Genomic DNA, 12,170 nt, shown 5'->3' on the forward strand with positions numbered 1-12,170 from the left:
GCGACGCACCTTTGTCTGCCGGTCAGGCCGGCGACATGGCCGGCTCGTCGTGCTGCTCCTGGTCGGCCGCCTGTTCGTCCTGGTGACGGCCCTGTGCGTAGGTGGCCAGCGCGGCGACGGCCCACAGTACGTCGCAGCACGTCGTCACCGCGACGAAGGCGACCGGCCGGATCAGGGTGACGAGCCCGGGCAGGACGACCATCGCCAGCGTGGCGACGGTCAGCCCGGCCGCCGCCGCCGGGGACAGCAGCCGCCAGGCCCGGCGCAGCCCCTGACCGGGTTCCGCAAGCACTACGCAGCCGGCCAGGCCGGCCACGGTGAGCACCAGGGTCGAGAGCAGGTCCGTCGCGACGTCTATCGCCAGTTCGGTGGCCCTGTCGTGCACGACGCCGGAGAACGACAGCAACATCGACGGCGTCATCATGACGATGAAGCAGGCGGCCAGCCACAGCCAGAGTGCCCCCAGCCGGGCGGCGATCGACCGCCACACCACGGCGCCGGGCCGGGTGCCCGCGGCCGCTCGGGCCGACTCGAAGCCGACCGTGCCGGCCAGGCAGATCATCAGCGGAATCGGGGCGAGGACGATGTAGGCGAGGGCCCAAAGCGGAAGGATGATCACGCCGAAGCCGCCGACCAGGGTCGTGAGCACGTCCCAGGACCGCACGATGAGGTAGTACGTCGACAGCCCGGCGAGCAACGCGACGAGGGCGAGCGGCGCGGCCGATCCCGCCAGGATCGCGGCGACCTGCCGGATCCACCCGCCCAGCCCCGGACCGGCCGCCGGGACCGGCAGATCGTCGGCACCCGGCTCCAACTCGTCCGCCGCGTCGTCCGCCTCCGGCAGGTCCTCGTCGGCCCGGTCCGCCTTCGGCGCGGTCTCGACTTCGTCCGCCGCGGCCTCGGGCTGGGCCTCGTCCGGCTCCGGCACAGTCTCGGCCTCGTCCGCCGGCGCCTCGGACTGGGGTTCGTCTGCCGCGGCCTCGGGCTCGGATTCGGGCGCCGCAGCCTCGGGCTCGGGTTCGGCCGGATCCGGTGTGGCCTCGTCGGGGTCGGCCGTGCCGGGATCGGCGGCCTCCGGCGGCGCCGTCTCCGTCTGTTCCGGTTCGGGGGAGGCCGGCGCGGGCACCGACGTCTCGGCGTCGCTTGATTCGGAGGCGGCGGTGTCCTCGGTGCCAGTCATAGCGGACACCCTGCACTATCAGTGGATCATGCGCTACCCCGTCGGTGGCAGGTCGCGGGTCAGCACCTTCCCGGTCGCGTTGCGCGGCAGCCGCGGAAGAAAGACCACATCCCGGGGTACGCAGAACCGCGCCCGGTGACCACGCACGTGATCGCGGACCTCGTCCGCGGTGAGCGCCCCACCGGGGTGAAGCACCAGGTACGCCGCCAGCCGGCTGCCGTACTCGGCGTCGTCGACCCCGACCACGGCCACCTCGCGGACCTGCGGCAGGTCGGCGAGCAGGTTCTCGACCTCGGACGGGAAGACGTTCTCCCCGCCGGACACGATCATGTCGTCCTCGCGGCCGTCGACGAAGACCCGCCCCGCCGCGTCCAGGTGCCCGAGGTCGCCGGTGGCCAGCAGGCCGTCGCGGACCTCCCGGGACCGGCCGTTGGTGTAGCCCTCGAAGAGCATCTCGTTGCCGACGAACAGCCGGCCGACCGCCCCGGGCGGCACCGGGGCGCCGGCCGCGTCGAGCACCGCGACCCGGGTGCCGTGCGGCGGCCGGCCCGCCGTGTTCGGCGCGGCCCGCAGGTCGGCCGGGGTGGCGATCGACGCCCAGGAGACCTCGGTCGAGCCGTACACGTTGTAGAGGACGTCGCCGTACCGGTCCATGAACCGGGTGGCCAGGCCGCCGGGCAGGGCGGAACCGCTGACCGCGACCACCCGCAGCGGCGGCCGGCCGCCGGCCGGAGCGGCCTCCATGAGCTGCTGGAGCATGACCGGGACGGCGACCAGGGCGGTGCACTCGTGGCGCACCATCGCGGCGAGCGCGTCGGCCGGGTCGAACCGGCGGCGCAGCACGACGGTGGCGCGCAGCGCCAGGGCGATCTGCAGTCCGGCGTAGCCCCAGGTGTGGAAGAGCGGCGCGGCGATCAGCACCCGCTCGCCGGCGCGCAGCGGGATCCGGTCGATCATCGAGCAGAGCGGGCCGAACCCGCCGGGCGTGCGCCGCATCGCGCCCTTGGGCACGCCGGTGGTGCCGGAGGTCAGCACGATCGTGCGCCCCTCGCGCTCGGGCGGGCCGAGCAGGCCGGGCGGCGCCTGGTCGATCAGCCTGCCGCGCTCGGCCTCGCCGATGCCGTCGACGCCCTCGGGCGGCGCGAACTCGTCGTCGTGGATCAGCGTCCGGAGTCGCTGGTCACGGGCGACGGCGACGAGCTGGGGCCCGGAGAGCCCGGTGTTGATCAGCACCGGGTCGGCGCCGAGCGAGGTGACCGCGACCAGGGTCTCGATCATGCCGACGGAGTTGCGGCAGAGCAGCCCGACCCGGTCGCCGGGCCGGACCCCGGCCGTGTCGCGCAGGGCGCGGGCCAGCCGCTCGGCCCGGTCCAGCAGCTCGCGGTAGGTCAGGCCACCGCGTTCGTCGGCGACGGCGAGCCGGCCGGGGTCGCGGGCGGCGGCCTGCCGCAGCTCGCCGGCGAGGCCGAAGCCCCACCGGCGCAGCACGGAGAACTGTCGCACGACGTCGGCCGGCGGGGCGGGTCGCAGCAGCCCGCGCCTGGCCAGCGTCGAGACGAGGAACGGTACGGCCACAGTGCACCCCCACCAACGGCTCAGCGGATCGGCATACCGGAGATCGCCCGGGAGATGACCAGCCGCTGGATCTCGGACGTGCCCTCGAAGATGGTGTAGATCTTGGCGTCCCGGTACATCCGCTCGACCGGGTGTTCGCGCAGGTAGCCCGCGCCGCCGAGGATCTGCACCGCCTTCTCCGTGGTCGCGACGGCCACCTCGCCGGCCTTCAGCTTCGACATCGAGCCTTCGCCCGCGGTGAACGGCCGGTCGTTGCGGCCCATCCAGGCGGCCCGCCAGACCAGCAGCCGGGCGGCGTCGATCTCGGTACGCATGTCGGCGAGGGCGAACGCGACCGCCTGGTTCTCGATGATCGGCCGGCCGAACTGCACCCGGGTCCTGGCGTACTCGAGGGCGTACTCGTAGGCGGCCCGGGCGATGCCGATCGCCTGCGCGCCGACCGCCGGGCGGGACAGCTCGAACGTGCGCATGGCGGCCTGCTTGCTCGCCCGCTGCCCCGACCGGGCCCGGGCCAGCCGCTCGTCGAGCGCCTCCTTGCCGCCGAGCAGGCAGCTGCCGGGCACCCGTACGCGGTCGAGGAAGACGTCGGCGGTGTGCGAGGCCCGCAGGCCGAGCTTCTTGAGCTTGCGGGTCGCGGCGAGGCCGGTCGTGCCGGGCGGGACGACGAAGGCGGCCTGCCCGCGCGAGCCGAGCTCCGGGTCGACCGAGGCGGTGACCACGTGGACGTTTGCGATGCCGCCGTTGGTGGCGAACGCCTTCTGCCCGTCCAGGACCCACTCGTCCTTGGCCTCGTCGTAGACGGCCCGGGTGCGGATCGCGCCGACGTCGGAGCCGGCCTCCGGCTCGGTGCTGCAGAACGCGCCGAGCTTGGGATCGGCGGCGTCGCCGAAGCACTGCGGCACCCACTCGACGAGCTGGTCCGGCGTGCCGGAGCCGTAGATCGCGGCGACCGCCAGCGCGGTGCCGGAGATCGCCATGGCGATCCCGCCGTCGCCCCAGAACAGCTCCTCGTTGGCCAGCGGCAGCGAGAGGCCGGTCGGGTCGGACCAGGTGTTGGCCAGGAACTCGAACCCGTAGAGCCCGATCTTCGCCGCCTCCTGGATCACCGGCCAGGGCGTCTCCTCGCGTTCGTCCCACTCCGCGGCGGCCGGGCGGACGACTCCCTCGGCGAAGCCGTGCACCCACTCGCGCAGGTCGCGCTGCTCCTCGTTCAGGTCGAGCCAGAACTCCATGGCGGACCTCGCCTCCCGGCAATTCGTAGAGTTATTACTCGCCGGTAACGCTACGGTCACGCAGGTTGCCCCGCAAGAGGGACGGTCGAGCCGGTCAGGTGTACCCGGTCGGCGCCGGCCGAGCGCAGGTCGAACCGCCAGCCCTCGCCGTCCGGCGTCGCGGCGAAGGCCGCCGTCGCCGGCAGCAGGATGGGGGCCTTGAACGCGACGTCCACGGTGTACGCCGCCGGAAGCCGGCCCTCGAGTGCCGCGAGGCAGCGCGCCTTGCTCCACATGCCGTGCGCGATCGGGCGCGGGAAGCCGAACAGCCGCGCGCCCAGCCGCGAGGTGTGTATCGGGTTGTGGTCGCCGGAGGCGGCCGCGTAGTCGCCGCCCACCCGCGCCGGGACGGTCCAGCGCGCGGACGGCGCCGGCCCGGCCGGCCGCTCGCCGGGCTCGCGGCGCTCGGACGTGCCCTCCCGGCGCAGGTACGTGGACACGCCGCGCCAGGCCTCGTCGCCGTCGACGACGGCGGTGGCGACGATGTCGAACTGCCGTCCGCGATGGTGCGGCCGCAGGTCCGCCGCGCGCACCGAGAGCTCGAGCGTTGCGCCGGCGTCGATCGGGCGGCGCACGGTGATGCGGTTGCCGACATGCACCAGCCCGACCACCGGGAACGGGAAGTCCGGCGCCGACATCAGGCGCAGCGCGAGCGGGAAGGCGAGCACGTGCGGGTAGGTGGCCGGCAACGTGTCGGTGAGCCGGAAGCCGCACGCCCGGTCGTACCGGGCGAGGTGCTCGCGGTCCACCGTCACCGCCCGCGCGGCCGGCTCCCGCTCGGGCAGCGTCGCGGGGCGGCGCCGCGGCAGCAGCCCGAGGGCGGCCCGGGCGGTGGTCACGGCCGCCACGACCTCACGCGCCCAGCAGGCTCTGGCCGCAGACCCGGACCACGTTGCCGGTGACCGTGCCCGAGCCGGGGGAGGCGAACCAGGCGATCGTCTCCGCCACGTCGACCGGCAGGCCGCCCTGCGCCATGCTGTTCATCCGGCGGCCGGCCTCGCGCAGCAGGACCGGGACCTTGGCGGTCATCGCGGTCTCGATGAACCCCGGCGCGACCGCGTTGACGGTGATGCCGCGGCCGGCCAGCACGGGGGCGGTCGACTCGACCAGGCCGATCACGCCGGCCTTGGAGGTGGCGTAGTTGGTCTGCCCCCGGTTGCCCGCGATGCCGGCGATCGAGGCCACCCCGACGATCCGGCCGCCCGCGCCGATCAGCTCGCGCTCCAGCAGCACGTCGTTGATCCGCTCCTGGCTGGACAGGTTGACGTCGAGCACCGAGTCCCACCGCTCGGCGTCCATCCGGGCCAGGGTCCGGTCGCGGGTGATGCCCGCGTTGTGCACGAGCACGTCGACGCCGCCGCCGAGATGGGCGGCCAGCCGCTCGGCGGCGTCCGGGGCGGTCAGGTCGAGCTGCAGGGCCCGGCCGCGCACGTCGTTGGCGACGCCGGCCAGCGCGTCGCCGGCGGCCGGGACGTCCAGGGCGATCACGTCGGCGCCGTCGCGGGCGAGCACCCGGGCGATGGCCGCCCCGATGCCCCGCGCCGCGCCGGTGACCAGCGCGGTCCGGCCGTCCAGCGGGCGCTCCCAGTCGGCGGGCGCGGTCACGGTGCCGGCTCCGACCCGGATCACCTGGCCCGAGACGTACGCCGAGCGGCCGCTGAGCAGGAAGCGCAGAGTGGACTCGATCGCCGCCTCGCCGCCCGGCGCCACCAGCACCTGCTGCGCGGTGATGCCGCGGCCGAACTCCTTGCCGATGCTGCGGACCAGCCCTTCAATGGCGCGCTGCGCGGTCGCCTCCCGCGGCGATCCACAGTCCTCGGGCGGGGTGCCCAGCACCACGACCCGGCCGGACGCGAGCAGCGAGCGGGCCCGCGGGTGGAAGAAGTCGTAGAGGGCGCGCAGGCCGGCCGACTCGGTGACGCCGGTGGCGTCGAAGACCAGCGCGCCGTAGCGGGTGCCCTCGGTGGCGGACTCGGTGACGTCGAGCAGCTTGCGCACCGGGTCGGCGAGCCGGCCGCCGGGCGCCGCGCCGAGCAGCACCGGCCCCTGGGTCAGCGGTGCGCCGGGTTCGTGGCGCCGCAGGCGGGGCGGGTCGGGCAGCCCGAGCCGCCGCACCACGGTCCGGCCGAGATCAGAGTTCGCGAAGCTCGCATACCTGTCGCGCACGGGCGTAGCCTACCCGTGGGTAGGTCATCCGCAACGCAACTGGAGGAAGTCGTGCAGTCCGTGCGCCGCGTCGCCGTCGTGGGCGGAAACCGCATCCCGTTCGCCCGGTCCGGCGGCCCGTACGCGCAGGCCTCCAACCAGGACATGCTCACGGCCGCCCTGGACGGGCTGGTCGCCCGGTTCGGGCTGGCCGGGCAGCGGCTCGGCGAGGTGGTCGCCGGCGCGGTGCTCAAGCACTCCCGCGACTTCAACCTCACCCGCGAGGTGGTGCTCGGCTCGCGGCTGGACCCGCGCACCCCCGCGTACGACATCCAGCAGGCCTGCGGCACCGGGCTCGAGGCCGCCATCCTGGTCGCCAACAAGATCGCGCTGGGCCAGATCGAGGCGGGCATCGCCGGCGGGGTCGACACCACCTCCGACGCGCCGCTGCAGCTCAACGAGGACATGCGGCGGGCGCTGCTCGAGCTCAACCGGGCGCGCACGCTCGGCGCCCGGCTCCGGGCCGCCGCCCGGCTGCGTCCGCAGCAGGCGTTCCGGCCGGAGATCCCGCGCAACGCCGAGCCGCGTACGGGGCTGTCGATGGGTGAGCACGCCGCCGTCACCGCCGTGCGGTGGAACGTCGACCGCGAGTCGCAGGACGCGCTGGCGCTCGCGTCGCATCTGCGCCTCGCGGCCGCGTACCAGAGAGGTTTCTTCGACGACCTGGTCACGCCCTACCTGGGGGTGACCCGCGACCAGAACCTGCGGGCCGACACCAGCCTGGAGCGGCTCGGGCGGCTCAAGCCGGTCTTCGGCACCCGCGGACCGGACGCCGGCCGGGCCACCATGACCGCGGGGAACTCGTCGCCGCTGACCGACGGCGCGTCCACGGTGCTGCTGTCGTCGGAGGAGTGGGCGCGGGAGCGTTCCCTGCCGGTGCTGGCCTACCTCGCCGACTGCGAGACCGCGGCCGTCGACTTCGTGCACGGCGACGAGGGGCTGCTCATGGCGCCCGCGTACGCGGTGCCGCGGATGCTCGCCCGCAACGGCCTCACCCTGCAGGACTTCGACTTCTACGAGATCCACGAGGCGTTCGCCTCGCAGGTGCTCGCCACCCTGGCCGCCTGGGAGTCGCCGGAGTTCGCCAAGGAGCGCCTCGGCCTGGACGCCCCGCTCGGCCCGATCGACCGGGACCGGCTCAACGTCAACGGCTCGTCGCTGGCGGCCGGCCACCCGTTCGCCGCGACCGGCGGCCGGATTGTGGCGAACCTGGCCGGGCTGCTCGCCGAGAAGGGCTCCGGCCGCGGCCTGATCTCCATCTGCGCCGCCGGCGGCCTGGGCGTGGTGGCGATCCTGGAGCGCTGAGGGTTCATCGCGAATCTGCGGGACTCCATGGCGGATTTCGACGGGATCTGAGCTTCCGCTGGGACTTATGAGGGCCGCGCGCGGACGATCGTGCGGTCCCACGATCTCAGGAGAACGCTGTGCGTAAATGGTGGCCGCTGATCGCGATCAGTCTCGGTACCTTCATGCTGCTCATCGACGTCACCATCGTGAACGTCGCGCTACCCCAGATGGCGATCGATCTCGACACGTCGTTCGACTCGCTGCAGTGGGTCGTCGACGGGTACGCGCTGTCGCTGGGTGTCCTGCTGCTGGGCGCCGGCGCGCTCGGCGACCGCGTCGGGCACCGCCGGCTCTACCTGGCCGGGCTCGGCGTCTTCGCGCTCGCCTCGCTCGCCTGCGGGCTGGCGACCGACGACCTCGCGCTGATCGGGGCCCGGGTGCTGCAGGGCGTCGGCGCGGCGGCCATGTTCACCACCACGTTCGCCCTGCTCAACAGCGCATACCAGGGCCGCGACCGGGGCGTGGCCTACGGCGTCTGGGGCGGCATCTCCGGCGCCGCCGCGGCGATCGGGCCGATCCTCGGCGGGCTGCTCACGCAGTCGCTGAGCTGGCGCTGGATCTTCCTGGTCAACCTGCCCGTCTGCCTCGCCACGGTCGCGCTGACCTGCCTGGTGCTCGCCGCCGACGGGGCGTCCCGCCGCGGCCGCTTCGATCTCGCCGGGACGCTCGCCTTCACCGTCGCCGCCGGGGCGCTGACCCTGGCGGTCATCCGGGCGAACACCGCCGGCTGGGCCGCGGCGCAGACCTGGGGCCTGCTGATCACCAGCGCCCTCGCCGCGGCGGTCTTCGTCGCGATCGAGCGGCGCAGCCCGCACGCCATGCTGGACCTGGCGCTGCTGCGCAACCGCTCGTTCGTCGGCTACCTGCTCGCCGCGCTGCTGGTCAACTTCGGCGCGTTCGCGGCGTTCACCTACACCTCGATCTGGCTGCAGTCGATCATCGGGCTCTCCCCGTTGCAGGCGGGCCTGACCGGCCTGCCGATGTCGATCGCCGCGGTGCTGGTCTCCGGCGTCGTCGGGGCCCGGCTGCACGGCCGGTCGCCGCGCCTGCTCATCGGCGGCGGCATGCTGCTGATCGGCGCCGGCGGTGCGCTCTGCGCGCTGCTGCTGGGCGCCGGGTCGAGCTGGCCGGCGCTGCTGCCCGGGTACGCGGTCATCGGTGTCGGTGTCGGCCTGGTCATGCCGACGTTGGCCGAGTCGGCGATGGCCGCGGTCCCGGCCCGGCGCGGCGGGATGGCGGCGGGCGTGGTCAACACGGCCCGGCAGCTCGGCTTCGCGATCGGCATCGCGGTGCTGGGCACGGTCTTCGCCTCCCGGGCCGAGGGCTACCTCGGCGAAGCGGGTGCGCCGGATCCGGAACGGTCGGCGCACGGGCTCGCGGCGGGTCAGGCGGGCCGGATCCTGGCGGCGCTGCCGGAGGGGCTGCGCGAGACGGTCGACCGCGCGCTGCACGGCGCGGCGGCGGCAGGGCTGGACGCGAGCTTCCTGGTCGCCGCCGGGGTCGCGCTGCTCGGCGGGATCGCCGTGCTGGTGCTGGTGCGACCAGGCGCGCCGGCCGCGTCAGACGACCGGCCCGCGGAGCACGCCGCCGTCCACCAGTGACATCGCGTGCTTGACCCGGGTGAAGATGGGCACCGTCTCGCAGGTGCGCACCTCGGGGATCGCGGCGACGTCGGTGGTCAGGTAGCGGTAGAGCTCCCCGGCGTCGCGGCACAACGCCGTCGCCGTGATGTTCGTGGCGCCGGTGATCGCCGCCGCCCACGCCAGCTGCCGGTGGTCGGCGAGCCGGGCACCGACCGCGGCCAGGTCGGCGGGGGCGACGGTGAACCACAGGTTGGCCACCGCCCGGAACCCGATCAGCGACACCGCCGCGTCGATGTCGAAGCGGACCGCGCGGCTGCCGGTCAGCGCCGCCAACCGCAGGGCGACCCTGCGCTGGGTCCAGCCGGTCGCGGCGGCGAGCTGCGCGTAGCCGGCCCGGCCGTCGTGCGCGATCGCGGTCAGCAGCGCGCCGTCGCCGGGCTCCACGCACGCGCCGGAGTCCGGGTCGCCCTGCTCGGCGCCGTCCAGCAGCCGTTCCCGCTGCGCGGCGTCGAGCTGGTCGTCGGCGGCGATCCAGTTCGCCTCGCCGCGCCCGGCGAACTGGTGCAGCACCTGGTGTGCGCTCAGGGACAGCACATTCGCGGCCCGGGGGAGCTGGTGCAGCAGGCCGTCCCGTAGGCCGCGGCGGTCCTCGGTGATCCACGCGGCGCAGGTGAGCTCGGCGCCGCCGGCGTCGATCGTGACCCAGGCGGTGTCCGTGCGCCGGGCGAGGGCCTCGGCGATGGCCGTCGCGGCGCCGGGGCGGCAGGAGATCCGCAGCGCCCAGGACGTCGTGCCCGGCATCCGGGCCGGGTCGGCCTGGCCGAAGACCCGGACCAGGCCCCGGGTGCGCATGCGCTGGTAGCGGCGGGCGGCGGTCTGCTCGGAGACGCCCAGTGCGGCTGCCAGCCGCGCGAACGGAACCCGGGGAGCGATCCGCAGGCTGTGGAGGATCTGGCGGTCCAGCCGGTCGATGGCGGCGGATTCTTCGCCCTTTCCCGTGATCATGGTAGGAACCCTACGCCGAGCGGGTACGCATCGACGGTCATTGACATCGATTCCGGAATGATGTGTCATTCATCAATGGCTCGAACCGCGGAACCCGGGCGCCGGGACGCCATCCTGGACGCCGCGCACGCCGTCTTCGCCCGCAAGGGCTACGCCGCCGCGGGCATCGCCGACCTCGCCGGCGAGCTGGGCATCGGGCACGGCACGGTCTACCGCTACTTCGAGAACAAGCGCGACGTCGCCTCGGCCGTCCTCGACCGGGCGCTGGGCCGCATCGCCGAGGTGGTCGCCGCGGACCCGCCGGACGCCACCGCCGGCCTGGAGGAGTACCGGGCACAGGTCTGGCGCATCGGGCGCCGGCTCTACGCGCTGTTCGCCGCCGACCCGGCCCTGGGCCGGCTGGTCTTCTTCGACCTGGCGACCGTCGACGAACGGCTGCGCGAGCAACACCGGGAGGCGCTCGACCGCTTCGCCGACTACACCGCCGCCTACCTGCGCAACGGGCAGGAGCGCGGCTTCCTCCGCGCCGATCTCGACACCGACGTCACCGCCCGGGTGCTCAACGGCATGGTCTTCGAGGGCGCCGCACAGGTGGCCCGGGACCCCGCCGCGGTGGCGCTGCGCGACGCCTGGATCCGGGCCGTCGTGACGCTGATGTTCGACGGGCTCGCCCGGCCCGGCCCGCCGTCCTGAGAGGAACCGGTCATGGTCCAGGTCGACGTCTTCTGGTCGTACGCCATCGGCGCGGGCTGCGGCGCCGCCGCCGCGGCCGCCGGCCTGCGCGAGCCCGCCCGCGAGGCGCTGGAGGACCGGCGGCTCACCACGACCGTGCTCTTCCTCGCCTGCGTGTTCGCGCCGAGCGGGATCTGGCTGCTCTGGCGGTTCCCCGGCTGGGAGACGATGCACGCGGCGGGCGCGCACGCGGACCTGCCCGGCTGGCTGGTCGCCGCGTTCGCGGTCACCAACATCAGCCAGGGCGTGATCGGCTATCTCGTCGCGCGGGCGCTGTGGCGGCGCGGCCACCACTACCTGTCCTGGCTGCAGATGCCGCTCGGCTACCTCGCGATGTTCTTCGTCCTCGCGTACGGCTGGGACGGCACCGGGTACCGCAGGTTCTTCGCGCCGACCACCGCCGACTGGCGCTCCGGCGGATTCGACCCGGCCGCCTTCCTCGCCAGCGACGTAGCGCTCACCCTGTACGCCATGGGCGCCGTCCTGGTGCCCCTGCTGCTGTGGATGACGGCGAGCTGGTGGTCGCGGGGCCTGCGGCACCCGGACGCGCCGGGGCCGGCCCGGCTCGCCGGGCTGGTGCTCCTCGCGATCTTCGGCCTCGGGCTGGGCACGGCGGTCGGCGCCGCGGCGCTGCTCACGCTGCTGGGCCCGGCCGCCGGGGCCGTCGCGGTGGCGGCGCTGGTGGCGGCCGCGGTGCACCCTCGGGGCGCGGGCGGCCTGCTGGCCCGCCCGTTCCTCGCCGGGGCCTGACTATGCTCGCGCTGGGTCTACCCGAAAGGAAGTTCACTTGGACGGCACCGCGGACCTCTTCGACAAGTACGGCGAGCAGCTCGAGTCCTGCGACACCCAGCTGCGCCAGTTCGGCGGCGAGGCCGCGTTCCACGGCCCGGCCGTGACGGTCTCCTGCTTCCAGGACAACGCGCTGCTCAAGTCGGTGCTGACCGAGCCCGGTGCGGGCCGGGTCCTGGTGGTCGACGGCGCCGGCTCCCTGCACACCGCCCTGATGGGCGACGTCATCGCCGGCCTGGCCGTGACGAACGGCTGGGCCGGCGTGATCATCCACGGCGCGGTCCGCGACGTCGCCGCGCTGCGTGCGCTGCCGATCGGGATCAAGGCGCTCGGCTCCAACCCGCGCAAGAGCACCAAGACCGGCGCCGGCGAGCGGGACGTCGTGATCGAGTTCGGCGGCTGCCGCTTCACCCCCGGCGCGCAGGTCTTCAGCGACGACGACGGGATCGTCGTGCTCGCCGAGGGGTGAGCCGGTCCCGCCCC

Annotated in this window: 11 protein-coding genes; 5 read left to right on the top strand and 6 right to left on the bottom strand. The window is 74.5% G+C overall.

What is annotated here, in order from left to right:
- Nucleotides 1-22: 22 nt before the first annotated feature.
- Genes ACIBSW_RS21130 through ACIBSW_RS21150 form a run of 5 tightly spaced genes read right to left on the bottom strand, consistent with a single transcriptional unit; the run spans nucleotide 23 to nucleotide 6,192 of the window.
- A complete protein-coding gene (locus ACIBSW_RS21130) occupies nucleotides 23-1,180 on the bottom strand; it encodes a hypothetical protein (protein WP_354724252.1) in 1,158 nt (385 codons plus the stop codon).
- Nucleotides 1,181-1,213: 33 nt separating this feature from the next.
- Complete coding sequence (locus ACIBSW_RS21135) at nucleotides 1,214-2,755, bottom strand: AMP-binding protein (RefSeq protein ID WP_354724254.1); 1,542 nt, start codon at nucleotides 2,753-2,755, stop codon at nucleotides 1,214-1,216.
- Between the two features lie 20 nt (nucleotides 2,756-2,775).
- Nucleotides 2,776-3,987: an acyl-CoA dehydrogenase family protein gene (locus ACIBSW_RS21140; RefSeq protein ID WP_354724256.1), complete on the bottom strand. Its 1,212-nt coding sequence runs from the start codon at nucleotides 3,985-3,987 to the stop codon at nucleotides 2,776-2,778.
- Between the two features lie 56 nt (nucleotides 3,988-4,043).
- Complete coding sequence (locus tag ACIBSW_RS21145) at nucleotides 4,044-4,865, bottom strand: MaoC/PaaZ C-terminal domain-containing protein (RefSeq protein WP_404799409.1); 822 nt, start codon at nucleotides 4,863-4,865, stop codon at nucleotides 4,044-4,046.
- 13 nt (nucleotides 4,866-4,878) lie between these two features.
- Nucleotides 4,879-6,192, bottom strand: coding sequence for a 3-oxoacyl-ACP reductase (locus tag ACIBSW_RS21150; RefSeq protein ID WP_354724258.1), 1,314 nt, complete (start codon nucleotides 6,190-6,192; stop codon nucleotides 4,879-4,881).
- Between the two features lie 51 nt (nucleotides 6,193-6,243).
- Here ACIBSW_RS21150 and ACIBSW_RS21155 point away from each other — a divergent pair, with 51 nt between their 5' ends.
- On the top strand, nucleotides 6,244-7,536 hold the full coding sequence (locus ACIBSW_RS21155; RefSeq protein WP_354724260.1) for an acetyl-CoA C-acetyltransferase: 1,293 nt from the start codon (nucleotides 6,244-6,246) through the stop codon (nucleotides 7,534-7,536).
- Nucleotides 7,537-7,655: 119 nt separating this feature from the next.
- Entirely contained in the window at nucleotides 7,656-9,179 is a 1,524-nt protein-coding gene (locus ACIBSW_RS21160) for a DHA2 family efflux MFS transporter permease subunit (protein WP_354724262.1), read from the top strand.
- Here ACIBSW_RS21160 and ACIBSW_RS21165 read toward each other — a convergent pair.
- Nucleotides 9,138-10,166, bottom strand: coding sequence for an AsnC family transcriptional regulator (locus ACIBSW_RS21165; RefSeq protein WP_354724264.1), 1,029 nt, complete (start codon nucleotides 10,164-10,166; stop codon nucleotides 9,138-9,140). The genes ACIBSW_RS21160 and ACIBSW_RS21165 overlap by 42 nt on opposite strands.
- 75 nt (nucleotides 10,167-10,241) lie before the next feature.
- Between ACIBSW_RS21165 and ACIBSW_RS21170 the strand changes: the two genes are divergently transcribed.
- From ACIBSW_RS21170 to rraA, 3 genes are read left to right on the top strand one after another with little or no spacing between them, the layout of a single operon-like run.
- Nucleotides 10,242-10,859 (top strand): TetR/AcrR family transcriptional regulator, encoded by a 618-nt coding sequence (locus ACIBSW_RS21170; RefSeq protein ID WP_354724266.1) that lies wholly within the window; start codon nucleotides 10,242-10,244, stop codon nucleotides 10,857-10,859.
- Between the two features lie 12 nt (nucleotides 10,860-10,871).
- Nucleotides 10,872-11,648: a hypothetical protein gene (locus tag ACIBSW_RS21175; RefSeq protein ID WP_354724268.1), complete on the top strand. Its 777-nt coding sequence runs from the start codon at nucleotides 10,872-10,874 to the stop codon at nucleotides 11,646-11,648.
- Between the two features lie 37 nt (nucleotides 11,649-11,685).
- The gene (rraA, locus tag ACIBSW_RS21180) at nucleotides 11,686-12,156 is read left to right on the top strand and encodes a ribonuclease E activity regulator RraA (RefSeq protein ID WP_354724270.1); all 471 of its coding nucleotides are present in this window, start codon (nucleotides 11,686-11,688) and stop codon (nucleotides 12,154-12,156) included.
- Nucleotides 12,157-12,170: the final 14 nt, after the last annotated feature.

The organism is Actinoplanes sp. NPDC049668 (assembly GCF_044465445.1).
Lineage (GTDB): Bacteria > Actinomycetota > Actinomycetes > Mycobacteriales > Micromonosporaceae > Actinoplanes.